Origin of the sequence: Halomonas sp. MS1, assembly GCF_024182575.1 — a bacterium.
GTDB lineage: Bacteria > Pseudomonadota > Gammaproteobacteria > Pseudomonadales > Halomonadaceae > Vreelandella.
Genome location: NZ_CP098926.1, coordinates 913,637 through 932,975, shown reverse-complemented (window position 1 = coordinate 932,975; position 19,339 = coordinate 913,637). Strand labels below are relative to the sequence as shown.

The window sequence follows — 19,339 nt, the reverse complement described above, 5'->3', positions numbered from 1 at the left end:
TGTCTCATAGCGATGGAGCTGGACACCATGTTTGACCTACAAAACAACACGACCCCTCAAGCGTTTATTGACGAACAAAACGCTTCTCCCAGAGCGCTTAATCAGCACTATTGGATGCCGTTTAGCGCTAACCGTGATTTCCGCGCCAATCCGCGCATGATTACTGGCGCGGAAGGGCGCTATTACATCGATGACCAGGGCCGTAAGCTGTTTGATTCACTCTCTGGCTTATGGACCTGTGGCGCAGGTCATAACCGTGAAGAGATCCAAAAAGCGGTGGCGGCGCAGCTTGGCTCTCTCGACTTTGCGCCAGGTTTTCAAATTGGCCACCCGCTGGCGTTTAAGCTGGCAGAAAAAGTGGCCAGCCTTACACCTGCTGGGCTGGATCATGTGTTTTTCACTAACTCTGGTTCAGAAGCCGCTGATACCTCTGTCAAAATGGCCAAGGCCTACTGGCGGCTAAAAGGTAAGCCCGAGAAGACGCGCATGATTGGCCGTGCCAAGGGTTATCACGGGGTGAATATTGGTGGCACCAGCCTGGGTGGCATCGGTGGCAATCGTAAGCACTACGGCCAATTGATGGACGTAACGCATCTGCCGCACACGCTGCAGGCAGGTCACGCCTTCACCCGTGGCCAAGCCGAAACCGGCGCTGAGCTTGCTGATGCGCTGCTTGATCAAATCGCCCTGCACGATGCATCCACCATTGCGGCGGTGATCGTTGAGCCGATGTCTGGCTCTGCTGGGGTGATTGTACCGCCTAAAGGCTATCTGGATCGGCTGCGCGAGATCTGTACTGCCCACGACATTCTGCTGATATTCGATGAAGTCATCACTGCTTTTGGTCGCAGTGGCGCAACCACCGGCGCGGAAGCGTTTGGCGTTACGCCGGATATCATGAACGTTGCCAAGCAGATCACTAACGGCGCTATTCCTATGGGTGCGGTGATTGCTTCCAGCGAAATTTTCGACACTTTTATGCACGCTGGCGGTGCCCAACACGCCATTGAGTTTTCCCACGGTTATACCTATAGCGCTCACCCCGTTGCGTGTGCCGCTGGTTTAGCGGCGCTTGACATGATGGAACGTGACAACTTCCCTGCCCAGGTAAGTGCTATCGCGCCCGCTTTTGAACAAAAGCTGCACGCTCTAAAAGGCCGCAATCACATTGTTGATATTCGCAACTATGGCTTAGCGGGCGCACTTCAATTGGCGCCCCGAGATGGCGACCCCACCATTCGCCCTAGGGATGCCCATTTAGCCTTGTGGGAAGCTGGGTTTTACGTGCGCTACGGCGGCGACACACTGCAGTTCGGCCCTCCGTTTGGCTCTACAGAGGCTGAGCTAGAGCGGCTGTTTGATGCCGTTGCCACCACCCTGGATTCGTTAGCATAAGTTTTATCAACATAAGTTTTATGAACATAAGATTCGTCGGCATAACCGACTGACCTAAATTTCAGAGAGTTTAAATATGAGTGTTGTTTCCCATCTGATTAACGGTGAATTAATCGACAGCCAGCGCACGCTGGACGTGACCAACCCTTCAACGGGTCAAGTGATTCGCCAAGTGGCGGACGCCAGCGCCGCCGACGTAGAGCGTGCTATTGCTGCCGCCCAAGCTGCATTTCCTGCTTGGCGAGATACGCCACCTGCTAAGCGCGCCCAGGTGATGTACCGCTTCAAGCAATTGCTAGAGGAGCACGCCGACCGCTTGGTGCAATTGGTCAGTGAAGAGCACGGTAAAACCCCTGAAGATGCGATGGGCGAACTGAAGCGCGGCATCGAAAATGTCGAGTATGCCTGCGGTGTGCCTGAGCTATTAAAAGGCGAGTATTCCCATAACGTTGGGCCGGGCATTGATGCGTGGTCCAATTTCCAGCCATTGGGCGTAGTGGCTGGCATTACTCCGTTTAACTTCCCTGCCATGGTGCCGCTGTGGATGTATCCGATGGCGATTGCTTGCGGCAACACCTTTATTCTCAAGCCTTCGGAAAAAGACCCTTCGGCGGCGATGGCGGTAGCCGAGCTGTTGCAAGAAGCTGGGTTGCCAAAAGGCGTGATGAATGTGGTGCACGGTAGTCGCGAAGCGGTGGAAACGCTGCTAGATGCTAAGGCCGTTAAAGCCATCTCATTTGTTGGCTCAACGCCGGTAGCAGAAGCTATCTATTCCCGTGGCTCGGCCGCAGGCAAACGCGTTCAGGCTCTGGGTGGGGCGAAGAATCATGCCGTGGTGCTTCCCGACGCCGATTTGGAAAACGCTGCCAATACCCTGATGGGGGCGGCTTTTGGAAGTTGCGGCGAACGCTGCATGGCAATCTCGGTGGCGGTATGCGTGGGTGACGAGACGGCAGATCGACTAGTTGAAACGCTGCTGCCTAAAATTGCTGAGCTCAAGGTTGGCCCTGGTACCGATAAAGGCTTGGATATGGGCCCGCTGGTGACGGCAGAGCACCGTGACAAGGTATTGGGCTATATCGAAGACGGCATAAAGGCCGGCGCGTCGCTAGTGGCCGATGGCCGTGAGCTGAAAATTGCGGGTCATGAAGACGGCTATTTCGTTGGTGGTTGCCTGTTCGATAACGTTACTACCGAGATGCGCATTTACCAGGAAGAGATTTTCGGGCCAGTGCTGTGCGTGGTGCGGGTCGGCAGCTTAGATGATGCTATGCAATTGATTAACGACCATGAATACGGCAATGGCACCTGTCTGTTTACTCGCGATGGCGAGGCTGCTCGACGCTTTACCGATGGCATCGAAGTGGGCATGGTGGGTGTTAACGTACCGCTTCCCGTACCGGTGGCCTACCATAGCTTTGGCGGCTGGAAACGCTCGTTGTTTGGCGACCTTCACGCCTACGGCCCCGACTCTGTACGCTTCTATACCCGCCGAAAAGCGGTTTCCCAGCGCTGGCCTTCGGTGAGCGAAGCCACACGTGCCGAGTTTTCGTTTCCCACTAACCAACGTTGACGCCGTAAGCTAACTACGCCATCTTCTCTGCACCACTGCTAAGCGGTGGTGCACTTTTTTGGTGTGCGTATCTTAGTCGTAAAGGGACGAGCAGCGTGGCGAGAACACAGGACGAAATTCGGCAAACCAACGTAAAAAAGATTCTTCAGGCGGCGGAGCAATTGTTTGCTGAAAAAGGCTATGCCGGAGCGTCGATGGGGGAAATTGCCCAGTTGGCCGATCTGCCCAAATCCAACGTGCACTACTATTTTTCCACTAAAAAGGCGCTCTACCAGGAAGTGCTGCTAGCGCTGCTGGAAATCTGGAAACAGGACGCGCTGTGCTTTGAACTCTACGACGACCCACGAGTCGTGCTTTCTAGCTATATTCGCGCCAAAATGAATCATTCTCGCTACCGCGCTCACGGCTCGAAAATATGGGCGGCGGAAGTGATGCAGGGCGCACCCATTCTGAAAGAGCGCCTGCGCGATAACTTATACGAATGGGCCAAGTTGAAAGAGTCGAAAATTCGCGAGTGGGTCGAGTCCGGTCAAATTAACCCCGTTGAACCGTCCTACCTACTTTATATGATTTGGGCATCGACCCAGCACTACGCCGACTTCGACTACCAAATCTACCTGCTTAACGACGATAAACCCTTAGACGACCTGCAGTTTGAAAAAGCCGTGCAGTCGGTGACCTCGGTAATTTTGCGAGGGATTGGGTTGACGGCGTAGAGCAGTGCTCAATGACTGAGTTGCACAGACGTATCAAACTTATGCCGTTTTCGCGATAGTAACGTGCGGAACTTGCGCAGGTTGTCGTGGGCATAGAGCACGCTGTCGCAAAAGCGGTCGTACTCATCTAAGTTAGCGACGGCCACGATCAACACAAAATCACACTCACCCGTTACTTGATAGCACTGCTTCACTTCAGGGGCGTTGACCGCTGATGTTAAGAACTGCTGGTAGAGTAATTTGTTATCTCGCTCCATGGTGACTTCCACCACCATGTGTAGGCGCTGGCCTAGGGCGTCAGGGTTGAGTAGCGCCACTTCACGCTCAATGACTCCCGCATCGCGTAATCGATTAACCCGCTTTAAACAGGCAGAGGGGGAAAGCCCTATTTCATCCGCTAATGCTTGATTGGTCAGGCTGGAATCGCGTTGAAGCTGGTCAAGAATTCTTCGATCAATAGCGTCCATGAAATAAGATTCTCTTTCTATGTTAATAAAGAACGAATAGTGATTGTGGGCACCGTATTGGAAAGAAGATTCTGCGTCATCTCCATTATCATAACGTTTGTTAAAACGATGGCAATGGAGGGCTTGATGCGGATCTCAATTCACTGTTTATTGGCGGTGGTAGGTCGTGTACTGCAAGACGCGCTGCGCGTGTATGTGACATTACTCAAAATCCTGATACCTGCGTTGCTCATCGTCAAAGGGTTAGAACTACTCGGTATGATCGAGTGGCTGGGGACGGTATTAGCTCCTTTAATGAGCACACTCGGTTTGCCCGAACAAATGGGGGTTGTTTGGGCGGCGGCGCTTTTCACCAATTTGTACACCGCCATTGCGGTGTTTTTCCAAGTCGTCGGTGAAACGCCTTTGAGTGTTGAGCAGGTAACGGTACTGGGTGCGTTGATGCTGGTAGGACATTCGCTTCCCGTTGAGGGAGCGGTAGCCAAGCGCGCTGGCGTACCTTGGTGGGGCACGCTGGTTCTGCGTGTGGGTGGGGCTTTACTGCTTGCTTGGCTTTTACACTGCTTCTATTCGTATTTTGGTTTGTTGCAAGCACCCGTTGAATTGGTATGGCAGCCAAGTTTTTCATCAGCACCAACGCTCAGCAGTTGGGCGTTGGCGCAGTTGGAAACGTTAGCGCTTATTTTTGTGATTATTTTAGCGCTGATTGTGCTCTTAAAACTTTTAAAAAGGCTGGGTCTAGAGCGTTGGATTCATCTTGGCTTGCTACCGTTGCTCAAGCTATTAGGCATTGGCCGTTCGGCAGCGAATGTGACGGTCATTGGTTTCACGCTGGGATTAAGCTATGGCGCAGGGCTGCTGATTCGTGACGTGCAAAACGGGGTGCTTAGCAAGCGCGACAGCACGCTAGCGCTGTGTTTTCTCGGCCTCTGCCATAGCGTTATAGAAGATACGCTGCTGATTTTAATGCTTGGAGCCGATATAACGGGCATTTTATGGGCACGGCTGTTGTTTGCCGTTATTGTCACCGCGGTGATTGCCCGTTGGCCCAAAGCTACGGGGAATCAGCAATAGGCCGGTACGCTTTTAGAGATGCTTTGAGCTGGCCAATTCTCGGCAAGCCTCCAATACCTCCTTGGACAGTGACTCATCGTTCAACGTGCGTGCGATAGCAAGCCCCCCCACCATGGTGACCACTTGTTGAATAATTTGGTGTCGAGTTAGTTGGTCTGCTGGCGTCATTTGACTCACCCTGTCCACAAACCCTTTGAAGAGTAAGGTGTAGGTTGACCGAATAGGGAGGTCTTGTTGAGCGACATCGCTAATCAGGCATGCCAATGGACAAGGGACTTGCTGGCCGAAAAGGTGCTCTTCACTTAGATATCGCTCTATGCCTTGTTCAGGTAACTGCTCTAGTGCTAACCGCTGGGCTGCTTGAGTTGCAGCATGTTTGAGCGCCTGAGCGTATAAATCACTTTTTGACTCAAAGTGAGCATAGAACGCGCCACGCGTCATACCTGCTTCTTGCATAACAGTATCTATGCTCACGCCGTTGAATCCATGGTGAGTGAAAAGACGAGCAGCAGCGTGCAATATTTTTTCATGCGAGTGCATTTTGTGCGATTCATCCCACGGCATTATTAACCCTCCCTTGTATTGGCATTGATCAGCTCATTTTTGCTTTATCCAAAATATGTTATTGAACATATTGTGCCTGTCGTTACTCTTCACTACTACCTATATAAAACGAGAGGAGCGTAATAATGAGCACTTTATCGCAAGAGAAAGGTGTACATATTCTGGGGCCACAATTTAGTACCTTTGTGCGAAGTGTGCAGTTGTGCTGCGAAGAGAAATCAATTCCTTATACGCTTGGTATGTCAATAAACGGTAATGCTATCGACTTACACAGCTCAGAGCATTTACGCATAAACCCTTTTGGAAAAGTGCCTATATTACTTCATGGGGAGCATCAGCTTTGTGAAACGGCTAGCATTTGTCGCTATTTAGATGAGGCCTTCGAAGGCGATCAATTGCAGCCTGAAGCAGCTTGGGAGCGAGCCTTAGTGGATCAATTTTCTGCTTGGCTATCAATCTATGTGGATGAAGCAATTGTGCGGAGATATTTGTTAGAGTTCTATTTCCCAAAAGGGGAGAATGGGACAGTACGGAAAGATTATATCCGAGCAGCTGAGCCGGAGGTTGCTCGAATGCTATCACTGTTAGAGCTTCAGCTAACCAAGCAGCCTTATTTAGTGACTGAATCCTTTAGTGTTGCAGATGCATTGGCCGCGCCGATGTTGGATTATTTAAGTAAGTTGCCACCTGCTGCCCCTTTGTTACAAAAAACACCGCATTTATCCGCTTACTTAAAGCGGATTCAGGATCGGCCCAGCGCGCGCAATGTGTTTTTAGCGGCATAAACAAAGACGGGCGAGCCACCATGGCTTGCCCGCACTGATAGCGATTGGCTTGATATGTCGCGAAATCAATACTTTTATTGTTTTGTTAATAGCTTCAATCGTTCAAGTAAAGCTTACCTTCGCCAGCGATGATCGCTTGCCCAGCTACTGTTACAAACCCTTGCTCTATAGTGCCATTGGCGGCGGTGTGGATAACGCTGGGTCGCCCCATTTCAACACCCTGGTGAATCTTGCAGTGCAGGAGATCAGGTTTGAGTGACGCTAAATAGCCGGTTAACGCTGCTGCAGCGCTGCCAGTGGCGGGATCTTCGCAGAGACTGGCGTGCATGCAGAACATACGGCTCCGTACAATCGTCTCTTCGTTATCGTGTTGCTCCATCACATAAAGGTATATCTGCTCAGTGCCGCTGCGCGCAACGGCATCCGCCCATACTGCATCGGCGATTTGAACCTGCTCCAGGGCTGCTAGGTCAGCTAGTTCAATAAGATGAAAGGGCAGCCCGAAAGAAGCAATGATGGGATCGCCAATGACTTGGTGGATGTCTAGCCCCAGTAGCTCAACGGCAGTGAGGCGATCAATCGTGCTGCCCGTGACCATGACGGGCTGGGCGGTTTTGAAGGTTGCTCCCTCTCGTTCATAATTAACCGCTAATGCACCGACAGGTGGCTGTAGCACAATGCCTTGCTCGCGGTTGACGAGGTTTAACTCCGCTAGTAGATGCGCGGTACCAACCGTGGGGTGGCCAGCAAACGGCAGCTCGGCCGTGGGTGTGAATATCCGCATAGGGTAGTGATTAGTCGTCGTCGCCGCGCCTAAAAATACCGTCTCTGCCAAGTTAAGCTCATTGGCAATTGCCTGCATGGTGCTGGTTTCAAGCCCATCGGCATTTAAAAAAACCGCCAACTGATTGCCCGAGAAAGGCTTATCGGTAAACACATCCAACAGGTAATACTCAGCAGTTTTCATAGGGACCTCTTTTGCATGACGAGTGCTTCCAAAACGGTTTACAACCCTCTTTTTTCGCTTGAGTGCGGGTGATGCCGATATCTTTCAGCAATCGGTCATCAAGGGCTAGTAACTGGCGACGGCTACAACGGCGTTGATGATAGTGGCGTAACTGACAGCGAATTTGGGCGAGGCTGAAGCGTAGCATGGCAGTTCTCCTTGATGGCGATATGCTTAACCAGATTACGCAGCCATGCTCAATCAATACAGATATAGGATTTTATATTTTTAAGATACAGATGGTGTATGTTATACCTCTGTATGCTTGCTGGGCAGGGTATCTGTATTGTTTTTAAAAACGTCTTCAAGAACGTCTTCAAGAACGTTTTGAAGAGCGATTTTAAAAGCGTTTCAAAGATAGAGGGCTGGAGTTATGACGCGCTACGAAGAGGTCGCTTGTATTTTGCGGGAGCGAATTGAGCACGGTATTTACCGCGTGGGTGATCGCCTGCCTTCTATTCGAGCGGTATGTCAGGAGCTTGATGTCAGTATCTCGACTGCTCAGGAGGCTTACAGGCAGTTGATGGATGTGTTGCTGATCGAGTCACGACCGAAATCGGGCTACTTTGTACTTCCAAGCAGGGTGCCTACGGTGCTGCCTTCTGTCTCTCGTCCTGCGCAGTGCCCGCTGGATGTCTCCCAATGGGATCAAGTATTAGAGCTGGTCGCTACCGAGCGTGACGATAGTCGGCTGCTGCTTGGGCGCGGTGTGCCGAACCTGGCTTATGAAACGCTTAAGCCGCTGTCGAAAATATTGGCGGGGCTGCACCGTAAGAACGATCTGAATGGCTTTAACTACGACAAACTGAGTGGTAGCCCCGAGCTGCGTCAGCAGGTAGCGCGGCTGGCCATTGCCTCCGGCTGTTTGCTGCATCCGGATGACATCATGATCACCACCGGTTGCCAGGAAGCATTGTCGATAGCGCTGCGCACCCTCACTCAGCCTGGCGACGTGGTGGCCGTGGACTCGCCCAGCTTTTACGGCACCATGCAGATCCTAAAAGCCAATGGTCTGAAAGCGTTGGAGATTCCCACTGATCCGCAAACCGGTATCAGTTTGGAAGCATTGGAGATGGCGTTGGAGCAGTGGCCGATCCGTGCGATCCAGGTCACTCCGACGTATAACAACCCACTGGGTTACACCATGAGTGAGGCGCGCAAACAGGCGCTGTTTCAACTCGCCCAACGCTTCGACGTGGCCATCATTGAAGACGATATCTACGGTGATCTCGCCTATGCCCACCCAAGGCCGTTGACGGTGAAGTCTTTCGATGACGATGGGCGGGTGCTGTTGTGCAGTGGCTTTTCGAAAACGGTTGGGCCAGGGCTACGAGTGGGTTGGCTAGCGCCGGGGTGTTATCGAGATAAGGCGCTGCATATGAAGTATGTCTCTACCGGTGCCTCGGCCACATTGCCGCAGTTGGCGGTGGCGGAGTTTGTCGCCAAAGGCCACTACGAGCGTCACCTTCGCTATGTTACCCGCCAATATCAGCGCCAACGGGACATCATGATCAACTGGGTGCAGCGCTATTTTCCAGAAGGCGCGGGCATCAGCTATCCACAAGGCAGTTTTTTGCTATGGGTGGAGTTACCTGCCGCCGTGGACTGCGTACGTCTTAATGAACGCTTAGCCAAGCGCGCCATCCATGTGGCTCCTGGCTCGCTATTTTCAGCCTCGGGCAAGTTTCGCCAGTGTTTGCGACTTAACTACGCATTTACGCTAACACCGGCCATTGAAGATGCCGTGCGCACCGTGGGAGAACTCGCCAACGAAATGGTGGAGGAGGCACAGCGGTATGAGGTGGCGCTGAAGTAAGCATTGTTTGCTATCGCTAAGTTAAAACGCTTCTTGAGCGGTACGCCATACGCACATACCGATGAAGTAAACGGATGCAATGCCCCATCCCCATAGGGCCCAGGCGGCATGCGCGGGGCTGGAGAGCACCAGTGACGTTGTACAGGCGCACCATAATAGCGTGACGGCGATATTGAGTGGCATGAACTGACGAACACGAAACGGATGCAGGAACTTCATCTTGGTCACGGTAAGAATGGCGAGAAAAACGATAGATGCGAAGGTGATGAAGGGCGGTAAATCGAGAATATAAAAATAGGCCGCAGCAATGTTCCAGGCAGCAGGAAAGCCAACAAAGTAATTATCCTGGCTTTTCATATTGGTGTTGCAGAAACAGAACATCGATGACAGCAGAATGATAAACACTGACAGCAATTCGAAATTGGGCGGTAACTCGATAAAGAAGTAAATAAACAGAGCGGGAATAAATGCCCAGGTTAGGTAATCGATGACCATATCAAGCGTCGAGCCATCGAAGTGGGGCAGGATGGTTTTTACTTCATACTTACGCGCCAGAGTGCCATCGAAACCATCGACCATCATCGCTGCGCCAAGCCATAGTAAGCAGGCGACTGGATTGTTGTCGATCAGCGAGAGTAGCGCCATTGTGCCGAGCAGTACGCCGCTGGCCGTGAATATATGCACGCTCCAAGCTTTCCATATCGAAGCGCGGGATTCTGTGTGCGAAGAGAGCGTTTGGACCACGTTGACCCCATTGGGAACGTGATGTCCCCTTGCTGTTCGGTGTATAGATGAGTGTGTAAAAATCATACCCTACTACAAGACGGCACCCAGCGAATACGTAGGCCAGCCATCTGGGCATGGCACGTTTGTGCAAAAAGTATCGTGTCTTGTGCCTCTGTGGCTATTTTGGTCGTTGAAATTGCTGCCTTGCCTGTTCGACGTGCTCTCGAGTGATGCACGTTGGCGAGTGATCATTGAGTAGCCCCATCGCCTGCATAAACGCAAACGCAGTGGTTGGACCAACAAATTTCCAGCCGCGCTTTTTCAAATCTTTAGCAAGTGCGATGGATTCAGGCGAGGTGGTCTGAGTTTGTGGTGCGGCAAGTGAATCGAGGGTTGGCTCGAAACGCCAGAAATATGTGGCCAGTGAACCTTCCTGCTTGATCATTTCCAGTGCCCGTTGGGCATTATTAATCACCGCCTCGATTTTGCCACGATGGCGAATAATGCCTGCGTCCTGCAGCAAGCGCTGCACATCCTCTTCGCCAAAGCGGGCAACGTGATGGAAGTCAAAGTGATGGAAGGCAGCGCGAAAGTTCTCGCGTTTGTTGAGAATGGTGCGCCAACTTAAGCCCGACTGAAAACTTTCCAGGCAGAGCTTTTCGAATAGCCGCTGGTCGTCAACCACCGGAAACCCCCACTCGTTGTCATGGTAGGGCAGAAATTCGGCGGCACCGCCACACCACTGGCAGCGTGGTAGGTTATCTGGGGCAATAAAGTCAGGCATTGGGCGCTCCTTAGCAATATCCCAAACGTCATAAGTTGAGTGTGTTACCGCGCATAGGTATCAAACGCCCGTGATCGATGATGGGGCCTGTGGGTTGACCGTCAGGTGCACCCCCTTGTGGTTCTATACTGACGGCGAGGTCGGCATTGAATAATTGCGCACGTAGCTCCGCGCTAGGGTGTAGCCGTAGGTTACCTTGCTCAGGTAGTAAACCTAACGAGATTGGGGTGCCTTCGGCGATTAACCACAGTTCCCCAGTCTGATTGCTGCTGACTTGAGTAGGTTGAACGGCTTGCACGATCAGTTCGCCCCCAGTGGTCGCGCTAATGATCCAGCCCGGCGTGCGCGATTCATCCTGAACCACAAAGACCGCCTCGCCCTGAGGCAATGTAGACAGTTCAGCCTGCTGCCAAAGAGTACCAAAAACTATTGCGACTGCCCCAAATCCGGCAGCGATTGTTTGCCATACGCCTAAGCGTTGCCACCAGGAAGGGGGAAATGCCCCGGTTGCTTGGGTAATACGCTGCCAAACTTCTTTGGGAGGTGTTCTAGGATCAAGTTGCTCGTTGAATAACTGCAAGTGCTCTCGCCAGCTATCCACATCATTTTGTAGATCATGGCTGACGGCCAGCAGCGCTTCAAAGTGTGTTTTCTGTTCTTTATCCAATACGCCGAGTACATACTCACCAGCCGCTAGGTGGCGTTCATCGGGGTTGGTTAAATCCCATTGGTTAGACATGTTTTTAACCTCTCAAGCCCACGACGAATCCAGCTTTTAACGCTGCCCAGCGGTTGGGACAAAGAGTGAGCAAGCTCGCTATGCGTTAACCCCTGAAAATAAGCCATCTCCATTAACTGACGCTGATGAAGGCTTAGTGTGTCTAGACAATCATTAAGTCTGTCTTTTTTCTGGCCGCTTATGCTGTCACCTTCAGGGTCTTCGGTACCTAACAGCGTTGCTAATATAGGTTCGTCGGTGGTTGCATCCTGCGGCTTCTGGCGGCGTAGCCAGTCGATGCCAGTATTGCGGGCAAGTGTTGAAAGCCAGGTCATAGGTTTAGCACGAGTGGCATCGTACTGATTGGCAACGCGCCATATGTTGATAAAGACATGCTGCAGGCAATCCTGGGCAGCGCTTTCCTCTCTTACTATACGCAGCAGTTGGGCATATAGATGCGCACTAGTGGCACGATAAAGGCGCGCAAATGCTTGGCGGTCGCCTTGGGCGCAGCCACTGAGCTGATCAATAAGGTACTGTTGGCGTTGCGTGGCATCTTGCATTCAGGCATCTCTGCGCATTAAACCGAACTATCAGTCTTGGGTAGCGTGGCGTTGAAGGCAATAGACTTCATATTAGTGGCCGATAAAAAATTCTAAAAAGTTTGCATCCAGCTGGGCATTAGCCACGTAAGTGTTAATGAGCTTGCATTGTTGAGCCATTTTAATCACAAGTAGGAGATGCCCCAATGAAACTCAAACTTCTTACTGCTAGCCTTTGTGCCGCTGCTCTTTATGCTAGTGCTGCCGTTGCTGATCATGGCCCTACCATGGTGGGCGGAGCCAGCATGCTTCCCGAGCGTAATATTATCGAAAATGCCGTTAACTCAGGTGACCACGAAACGCTGGTGGCTGCAGTGCAGGCAGCTGAGCTAGTGGATGTGTTACAAGGTGATGGCCCTTTTACCGTCTTTGCACCCACGGATGAAGCCTTTGCGGACTTGCCCGACGGCACCGTTGATACGTTGCTACAGCCTGAGAACCTTGAGCAGTTGCAGACCGTTCTGACTTATCACGTGGTGCCAGGCAACCTGACGCGGGACGCGTTGTGGGAAGAGGTTATGGAGAACGACGGCACCGTGGCTTTTAAAACCGTACAAGGCGGGCATCTTTCCGTTATTCGTAACGGTAATAACCTGATGGTGATGGATGCGCAGGGCAATAGTGCCAATATAACGGTGATTGATGTTGCCCAAGCTAACGGCGTTATTCACGTGGTTGATCGTGTATTAATGCCTTAATCGATCGGATGCTGGCGACTAATGAACACTCATTCGCCAAGTGACTGTCCCGCTGCCTTGAGTCTTAAGGCAGCGGTAGTTTTAATGTTTGACGACAGAAAGCTTCCTCTCGCTGTCAACCAACGACAGCGCGGCCGCTGAACGCCCTTAGCGAGTAGATATTAACCCTGGCGTAAGTTTAACCATGCGTTGCTAAGCCAAGCACCTGCGTTGATAAGTTCGCTTTCCGTTGAACCTGCATAGCCGAGCACTAAACCAGGTCGCTTATTCTCACCAAGGTAATAGCGGGAAAGAGGAGAAAGCGTAATACCTGCTTCACTAGCACGCCTTACCAGTATCTCTTCTGTTTCAAAATTATCGAGCTCAGCCAGTAGGTGCATGCCTGCATGGCCGTCAGAAAGCTGAAGCCCTGCGGCCACCGCAGGCGCTAACGCAGTGCGCAGGCAGGCTTGGCGTTGGCAATACGCAGCCCGCATGCGAGCGATGTGGCGAGTAAAGTGGCCGTTGGCAATAAGTTCAGCAAGCGCTGATTGTATGGGGTAGTTACCCTCGCGGTGCAGCCGCGTATGGGCGCGCTTAAAGTCTTCGGCAAGCCTATCAGGCAATACCAAATAGCCTAAACGCAAGCCGGGGTAAAGCACTTTACTGAAGGTGCCCACATAAATCACCGGCGTCTGTTCGGCGAGGCCTTGTAGAGAGGGAGTAGGCGGCGTGTCGTACCGAAATTCACTGTCGTAATCATCTTCGATGATCCAACTGCCAGCATGAGAAGCATACTCTAACAATGCTAGTCGGCGTGGTATCGGCATGGTAACGCCACTGGGGTATTGGTGAGAAGGTGTTACATAGATTAGCCGGGGTGCGGGGGCGCCTGCAGGCGCTAGCGAAGGGTTTAGTCCTTCTTTATCTACGGGTATGAGCGTTGTCGTTAAGCCTGAGGCTAGGAAACATGCTTGCGCTCCGCGGTAACCAGGCTCTTCCATCCAAACCGAATCGCCGTTATCGGTGAGCAGTTGGGTAGTCAGCTCAAATGCCTGCTGAGCTCCTTGGGTAATCACGATCTGCTCTGGTTGACAGCGCACCGCGCGGGAGAGTCGTAGATAGTCACAAAGGGCTGCTTTAAGTTCAGGCAGCCCACCGTTGGTTTGGTAATCCATCCATGACATTTCTGCGTGATAATAGTGACGACGCAAAAGGCGTTGCCATAGCTCGCGGGGAAACAGATCGAGCGCCGGGACACCAGGGGAAAACGCTCGATGGCCGTGGCTTAACGCGCCACTTAGCGTTAGTAGTGTGTTGCCCCGGTTTGAATAGCGAACAGGCACAGGGGAGGGAAGTTCGGTTCTGTTTAATCGTGTGGGTAGTTGTGCCACATAGAGCCCCGCTCCCTGGCGAGCGATCAGCAATCCTTCCGCCAGCAGCCGGTCCATAGCGGCCAGCACCGTATTGCGGCTAATACCTAAAGCGGTGGATAAATAGCGAGAAGAGGGAAGTGCATCGCCTGCCGTCAATTCGCCATGTTGAATCCAATCCTTAAGCGAACGGTAGAGCTGTTGAACCAGCGTGGCTGCTTCATTCGCTGCTAGCCTTATCGCTAGCGCCTCCGTAATCCAATCGCTAGCAGCGTTACGTCGTTTCACTGGTTCCCTCAATTTAGCGATAAGTGGCTCTTTGTTATAGACCACTATAGCGGCAAGCTGAGTTTGTTCACCATCTTAATGGAGTAGTTGCCATGGTTAATATTCGTTCAGCGGTACTGTCTGACTTAGAGGCACTTAGCGGATTACTCGACGGCTATCGGCAGTTCTATAATCAGCCGAGTGATCTCGGTGCGGCGCGGGATTTCTTGCGTCAGCGCTTTGGGCTGGCGGATTCGCGCATTTTAGTGAGTGAAAATAGCGACGCTAACCTCACAGGTTTCGTGCAGCTTTATCCTGGGGTTTCCACGGTGGGCTTGAATGCGCGTTGGACGCTAAATGATCTTTTTGTGTTGCCAGAGTGCCGCGATAAGGGGACGGGAAGGGCGTTGATGGAAGCCGCCACCCAACTGGCTCGCGAGCATGGAGTCGCGCGCTTAATCCTTATGACTCAGGTAGAGAACGAGCGCGCCCAGCACCTTTATGAGTCCTTGGACTGGCAGCGCAACACGGCGTTTTACGGTTATCTGCTGGATATCAAATAACGAAAATGATGGCTAATAAGCAGCCATTTCAAGCCCGGCGTTCAGCCGGGCTCAAACGACAGTGACTTACAACACAGCTTTTTAAGCGCAATACAGGTTTATGCGTTGCTTAGCTTGCGCGCTCGATGCAGGTTTTCCATCGTATTCAGACACGCCTGGGCGGCTTCTTGCCCTTTGGTAACAAAGTGCTGGGTGTAGAAGTCGTGGTGAGTGCTGTGCTCATGGAAGTGGTGTGGTGTTAGGACGACCGAGATAATCGGTACTTGCGTATCTAACTGCACGCGCATTAAGCCATCAATGACCGCATGGGCGACAAAGTCGTGGCGATAAATGCCGCCGTCTACCACAAAGCCTGCCCCGACAATGGCGCCGTAGCGGCCACTTTCGGCGAGTACCTTTGCCTGGAGGGGGATTTCGTAAGCACCTGATACGGTGAAGATGTCCACTTGTTCGGCGTTAAGACCGCAGCGTTCTACTTCAGTGATAAATGCTTCATAGGCCTTCTCGACAATGTCGTGATGCCAGTGGCCTTGAATAAACGCAATGCGCTGGGCCGTGGTGTGTGTTGAAAGCGTTAGCGGAAATGTCTGATTCATGGTCATTCTCTTGGATAAGTTGTACCAGAATCAGGGCACGCGGGACCGGTCGTCAGGCAACCGAAAAAGGTGGCTGAAGCCACTTTTTAAGTTGCGTGTCTAAGGTACCGTTCTCTTTCATCCGGACTATCACCGTCGGCTTCGGCTTCTCACCGAATCTGCTGACCTCAAGAAATAAAAAAACAACAATCTTGAGCGCTCGCGGGCTTAGATGACAAAAATTTATTCAGCCATCATCACCGCCGGTGGGGACTTTCACCCCGCCCTGAGAACTTTGCTGATTATCAGCCCGGCTATATTACGCTTTTTCTAAATACCAAGCCACGGGGGTGTCGTAATCTTTGCGGGGGCGCGCTGCATAATGATCTCACCATGGCGAACGGAAAGTAGCACCTCGCCCTGAGTACGCAGCACGCTGTAATCATCTTCACCCTCCAGCAGGTTGAAGCTGGCGGGTTTGCCGACCTCGATGCCGTAACGCGCTTCAATATTGAGTGTGCGTGCGCTGTTGTCAGTGATAAGCGACAGCGCCTGGCTGAAATCCTGATAGCCCATCATTTGGCAGATATGCAAGCCAAAATCGAGCGTCCGCAACAGCTTACCGTTACCCAGCGAGTACCAGGGGTCGAAGATGGAATCCTCGGCAAAGCAGACATTAATGCCCGCGGCGTTTAGTTCTTTTACGCGGGTAACACCACGACGTTTTGGGTAAGTATCAAAGCGTCCCTGCAGGTGAATGCTTTCGGTGGGGCAGGAGACAAAGTTGATGCCCGAACGCTTGAGCAGCAGAAACAGCTTAGAGCAGTAGGCGTTATCGTAAGAGTGCATCGCCGTCGTGTGGCTAGCGGTCACGCGGCTGCCTAAATCGTTAAACAGCGCTTCGCAGGCCAGCACCTCAAGAAAGCGCGAGTTAGGGTCGTCTATCTCATCGCAGTGCACATCCACCAAGCGGTCATATTTGATCGCTAGCTCTATCACCCGCTTCATGGAAGCGACGCCTAGTTCTCGGGTGTACTCAAAGTGGGGAATGCCGCCGACAACGTCCGCGCCGATCTCCAGCGCCTCTTCCATCAGGCGGTCGCCGCCGGGGTAGGAAAGCAGGCCATCTTGCGGAAAGGCGACCACTTGGATATCAATTTTATCTTTCAATTCATCGCGCAAGGCGCATAGGGTTTTAATGCCGATTAGACTGGGGTCGCTGGTGTCAGCGTGTGTACGCACAAACTGGACGCCGTTGCCTATCAACAGGTTCAGGGTGTTAAGCGCGCGTTCGCGAATATCCGCTTCGGTGAGCATGGGCTTACGTTCACCCCAGCGCTCGATGCCTTCAAACAGCGTGCCGCTTTGATTCCAGCTTGGCTCGCCCGCCGTTAACGCGGCGTCCAAGTGAATATGCGGTTCAATGAACGGCGCGCAAAGCAGCTTGCCGCCCGCATCAATTTGCCCATCCCCCGCCGTTTGTGGCGCGTCTTGAGCGGTAATCGCTGTGAACGTACCGTTCTCAATCTCAAGCCGGTAAAGCTCGGGGCGCTGGCGTAGGCGGGCGTTAATGATCTGCATGCTCATATAGTTAGTGGCTCACTTATTGTTTGGCAGTCGAAGGGGAGGTATCACTTAGCGTAGCGTGATTTAAACGAAGCAGTACAGCGTAGCTAACTGCCGCTACCACGACACCTACCAATGGGGGGAGCAACGGGGAGAGGTAAGCGGCTCCAGCGCCTAATGCATAGGCGGCTAACCCTCGGCGATTAAAATTGGGTAACTGAGTGGATTCCAGAGTAGGGTAGCGGCCTTTATGTTTGAGCCAGAAGTCCGCCATGATCACCCCGCCCATGGGAGGAATAAAGGTGCCTAGCAGTACTAGAAAGGGAATCAGCAGGTTATACATACCGCCTACCGCCAGTACGGTGCCAATCGCTGCGCCACACACCGTGACTAAGCGGCGTTTCTCGGTGCGCAGCAAATTGCAGCCCGCTACGGCAAAGTTGTAGATGGTGTTGTCCTGGGTGGTCCAGATATTTAGAAACAGCATCAGCACCGCGATGGTGACAAAGCCCTGCGCGATCAATACATCGACAATATCCGCCTGCTGGTAAATCATGGTGCCCAATGCGCCGGTCAGCACCATTAAGCCGTTGCCCACAAAAAAAGCCGCCAGAGTCGCGATCACGGCAATTTTTGGCGTCTTGGCGAAGCGGCTCCAGTTAGTCGCTTGGGTGCCTCCGCTAATAAAGGTGCCAATGATGACGGTAATCGCTGCCGCTACGCTCATGCTTTCCGTGGGCGTTTGCTGGCTTAGTCCGGCAAATCCGTGAGCATCCACCAGCCCGGTGAACAGGCTAATCAAGATAAACAGCATCATGGCGGGGACGGCAAAGCGCGAAAGCCAGTCCATCCCTTTATAGCCAATCATGGCCGTCACGCAGAAACCAAACCCAAATAGCACCATTAAGGGGATTTCCAGCCATTCAGGCATCCCTGTGGTGCGTACTAACACTAGGGCAATCGTCGCGGTGCCCCAGGCGTACCAACCAATCTGGGTAAAGCCGAGAATAAAATCGGAAAGTTTGCTGCCTTTTTCACCGAAGCAGAAGCGTCCCATCAGTACGGAGTTAAGGCCGCTTTGACAGGCAATGTAAGCAAGGGCTGCCGCGTATGCGCCCAGCAACAAGTTACCCACCAGTATGATCCAGAGCAGTTGGCCAATCGGGAACGATTGGCCAAGCGAACCACCGGCCCACATGGTGGCAGTGAAAAAGGTAAAGCCGAGCAGTACAACGGAGGTGGAGAGCAAGCCCTTACGGGCGCTAGTGGGGACTTCACTTAGCGGATAGTCAGAGTGGTGCATGGGGGACTCCAGGTGAGTATTATTATCCTAGTTATATAAGCAACCTGCGTGCCAAGCTTAGCTCCCCAAGGCGTTTAAAGCGTCCTCTCCAACAACCCTCGCATTAACGTTTCGATCATACTCTCGTACTCGTCTGCTAATGAGAATTGCTGCGGATCTTGTAGCCAATCAAAGCAAATGCCGATTAAAAAGCTATGGTACTGACGCCGGGCGCTGGCGGGCGTGAGATCAGCGCGCAGATGGCCGGCTTGCCGGGCTTTCTCAAATAGCTGCTCAACCTGCATTTCGGCATGCTCAGAAAGCCGAGTGATCATGCTGATACGTGGATGATCATCTTCCAGCTTTTCGCAGCGATGCAGCACGATGGTGGCGGCGCGCTGTAACGGAAGGTTATGGCAGATAGCGCCAAGCGCACTCAGGGCAATCTCTTGCAGGCATTTGGTGGGGGTGTTGCCCAGTCGCAGCACAGCATCATCGACGATTTCATCGAGCGGCACGCGAACACGCTCTAGCAGGGCATCGAATACCGCCGCTTTATCCTCAAAATGCCAGTAAATCGCGCCTCGGGTAACGCCAGCCGCTGCGGCAATATGGGCCAATGTGGTGCGCGAAACCCCTTGAGCGAGAAACTGAGCTTCTGCAGCATCAAGAATGGTCTCGCGGGTGCGTTCAGCCTCAGCTTTGCGACGTGACATAGCGGCTCCTAACAAAAAAGTGCACTTATATTGGCATTACTGAATGGCAAAGTCGCCAGTAGGCGATTAGTATACACATTCACTGACATTCATG

The 19,339-nt window shown here is 52.4% G+C and carries 21 protein-coding genes and 1 riboswitch; of the genes, 8 read left to right on the top strand and 13 right to left on the bottom strand.

Features of this window, described 5'->3' with window-relative positions; genetic code table 11:
- The first annotated feature begins 27 nt into the window (after positions 1-27).
- The 3 genes from NF683_RS04300 to NF683_RS04290 all read left to right on the top strand — a co-directional run bounded on the left by NF683_RS04300 (position 28) and on the right by NF683_RS04290 (position 3,684).
- Positions 28-1,395, top strand: a complete 1,368-nt coding sequence (locus NF683_RS04300; protein WP_275050930.1) for an aspartate aminotransferase family protein — start codon at positions 28-30, stop codon at positions 1,393-1,395.
- Positions 1,396-1,471: 76 nt separating this feature from the next.
- Positions 1,472-2,968: a CoA-acylating methylmalonate-semialdehyde dehydrogenase gene (locus tag NF683_RS04295; protein WP_089040623.1), complete on the top strand. Its 1,497-nt coding sequence runs from the start codon at positions 1,472-1,474 to the stop codon at positions 2,966-2,968.
- A 95-nt stretch (positions 2,969-3,063) separates the two neighbouring features.
- Positions 3,064-3,684 (top strand): TetR/AcrR family transcriptional regulator, encoded by a 621-nt coding sequence (locus NF683_RS04290; protein WP_089040624.1) that lies wholly within the window; start codon positions 3,064-3,066, stop codon positions 3,682-3,684.
- A gap of 8 nt (positions 3,685-3,692) precedes the next feature.
- Here the strand turns inward: NF683_RS04290 and NF683_RS04285 are convergent, their stop codons facing one another.
- Positions 3,693-4,151, bottom strand: coding sequence for an Lrp/AsnC family transcriptional regulator (locus NF683_RS04285; protein ID WP_253921353.1), 459 nt, complete (start codon positions 4,149-4,151; stop codon positions 3,693-3,695).
- Between the two features lie 126 nt (positions 4,152-4,277).
- Here NF683_RS04285 and NF683_RS04280 point away from each other — a divergent pair, with 126 nt between their 5' ends.
- A complete protein-coding gene (locus NF683_RS04280; protein ID WP_253921352.1) occupies positions 4,278-5,225 on the top strand; it encodes a hypothetical protein in 948 nt (315 codons plus the stop codon).
- Between the two features lie 12 nt (positions 5,226-5,237).
- Here NF683_RS04280 and NF683_RS04275 read toward each other — a convergent pair whose 3' ends face one another.
- Positions 5,238-5,765 (bottom strand): TetR/AcrR family transcriptional regulator, encoded by a 528-nt coding sequence (locus NF683_RS04275; protein WP_275050936.1) that lies wholly within the window; start codon positions 5,763-5,765, stop codon positions 5,238-5,240.
- A gap of 149 nt (positions 5,766-5,914) precedes the next feature.
- Between NF683_RS04275 and NF683_RS04270 the strand changes: the two genes are divergently transcribed.
- Entirely contained in the window at positions 5,915-6,574 is a 660-nt protein-coding gene (locus NF683_RS04270) for a glutathione S-transferase family protein (protein WP_253921350.1), read from the top strand.
- 94 nt (positions 6,575-6,668) lie between these two features.
- Here the strand turns inward: NF683_RS04270 and NF683_RS04265 are convergent, their stop codons facing one another.
- A complete protein-coding gene (locus NF683_RS04265) occupies positions 6,669-7,541 on the bottom strand; it encodes a PhzF family phenazine biosynthesis protein (RefSeq protein ID WP_253921349.1) in 873 nt (290 codons plus the stop codon).
- A complete protein-coding gene (locus NF683_RS04260; RefSeq protein WP_253921348.1) occupies positions 7,528-7,728 on the bottom strand; it encodes a DUF1127 domain-containing protein in 201 nt (66 codons plus the stop codon). Before NF683_RS04260 ends, NF683_RS04265 begins: the two co-directional genes overlap by 14 nt.
- A 225-nt stretch (positions 7,729-7,953) precedes the next feature.
- On the opposite strand from NF683_RS04260, the gene NF683_RS04255 reads away from it, so the two are divergent.
- The gene (locus NF683_RS04255) at positions 7,954-9,396 is read left to right on the top strand and encodes an aminotransferase-like domain-containing protein (RefSeq protein WP_253921347.1); all 1,443 of its coding nucleotides are present in this window, start codon (positions 7,954-7,956) and stop codon (positions 9,394-9,396) included.
- Between the two features lie 21 nt (positions 9,397-9,417).
- Here the strand turns inward: NF683_RS04255 and pcsA are convergent, their stop codons facing one another.
- From pcsA to NF683_RS04235, 4 genes are all read right to left on the bottom strand, one after another.
- Positions 9,418-10,098 (bottom strand): phosphatidylcholine synthase, encoded by a 681-nt coding sequence (gene pcsA / locus NF683_RS04250; protein ID WP_342760375.1) that lies wholly within the window; start codon positions 10,096-10,098, stop codon positions 9,418-9,420.
- Between the two features lie 202 nt (positions 10,099-10,300).
- Positions 10,301-10,906 (bottom strand): DNA-3-methyladenine glycosylase I, encoded by a 606-nt coding sequence (locus NF683_RS04245; RefSeq protein ID WP_253921345.1) that lies wholly within the window; start codon positions 10,904-10,906, stop codon positions 10,301-10,303.
- A 28-nt stretch (positions 10,907-10,934) separates the two neighbouring features.
- Positions 10,935-11,645: an anti-sigma factor gene (locus tag NF683_RS04240; protein WP_253921344.1), complete on the bottom strand. Its 711-nt coding sequence runs from the start codon at positions 11,643-11,645 to the stop codon at positions 10,935-10,937.
- The gene (locus tag NF683_RS04235) at positions 11,624-12,187 is read right to left on the bottom strand and encodes a sigma-70 family RNA polymerase sigma factor (RefSeq protein ID WP_038478628.1); all 564 of its coding nucleotides are present in this window, start codon (positions 12,185-12,187) and stop codon (positions 11,624-11,626) included. Before NF683_RS04235 ends, NF683_RS04240 begins: the two co-directional genes overlap by 22 nt.
- 185 nt (positions 12,188-12,372) lie before the next feature.
- On the opposite strand from NF683_RS04235, the gene NF683_RS04230 reads away from it, so the two are divergent.
- Positions 12,373-12,924 (top strand): fasciclin domain-containing protein, encoded by a 552-nt coding sequence (locus NF683_RS04230; RefSeq protein ID WP_089040635.1) that lies wholly within the window; start codon positions 12,373-12,375, stop codon positions 12,922-12,924.
- A 161-nt stretch (positions 12,925-13,085) separates the two neighbouring features.
- Here the strand turns inward: NF683_RS04230 and pdxR are convergent, their stop codons facing one another.
- The gene (gene pdxR, locus NF683_RS04225; RefSeq protein ID WP_253921343.1) at positions 13,086-14,564 is read right to left on the bottom strand and encodes a MocR-like pyridoxine biosynthesis transcription factor PdxR; all 1,479 of its coding nucleotides are present in this window, start codon (positions 14,562-14,564) and stop codon (positions 13,086-13,088) included.
- Positions 14,565-14,656: 92 nt separating this feature from the next.
- On the opposite strand from pdxR, the gene NF683_RS04220 reads away from it, so the two are divergent.
- Complete coding sequence (locus tag NF683_RS04220; RefSeq protein ID WP_089040637.1) at positions 14,657-15,106, top strand: GNAT family N-acetyltransferase; 450 nt, start codon at positions 14,657-14,659, stop codon at positions 15,104-15,106.
- Positions 15,107-15,204: 98 nt separating this feature from the next.
- Here NF683_RS04220 and NF683_RS04215 read toward each other — a convergent pair whose 3' ends face one another.
- From NF683_RS04215 to NF683_RS04200, 4 genes are all read right to left on the bottom strand, one after another.
- Positions 15,205-15,702, bottom strand: coding sequence for a 6,7-dimethyl-8-ribityllumazine synthase (locus NF683_RS04215; RefSeq protein ID WP_089040638.1), 498 nt, complete (start codon positions 15,700-15,702; stop codon positions 15,205-15,207).
- Positions 15,703-15,807: 105 nt separating this feature from the next.
- A riboswitch (FMN riboswitch) is annotated at positions 15,808-15,979 on the bottom strand.
- 32 nt (positions 15,980-16,011) lie between these two features.
- Complete coding sequence (gene codA, locus NF683_RS04210) at positions 16,012-17,268, bottom strand: cytosine deaminase (protein WP_253921342.1); 1,257 nt, start codon at positions 17,266-17,268, stop codon at positions 16,012-16,014.
- Between the two features lie 16 nt (positions 17,269-17,284).
- Positions 17,285-18,550 (bottom strand): cytosine permease, encoded by a 1,266-nt coding sequence (gene codB, locus NF683_RS04205; RefSeq protein ID WP_231657967.1) that lies wholly within the window; start codon positions 18,548-18,550, stop codon positions 17,285-17,287.
- A gap of 74 nt (positions 18,551-18,624) precedes the next feature.
- Complete coding sequence (locus NF683_RS04200; protein ID WP_253921341.1) at positions 18,625-19,245, bottom strand: TetR family transcriptional regulator; 621 nt, start codon at positions 19,243-19,245, stop codon at positions 18,625-18,627.
- Between the last annotated feature and the right edge of the window lie 94 nt (positions 19,246-19,339).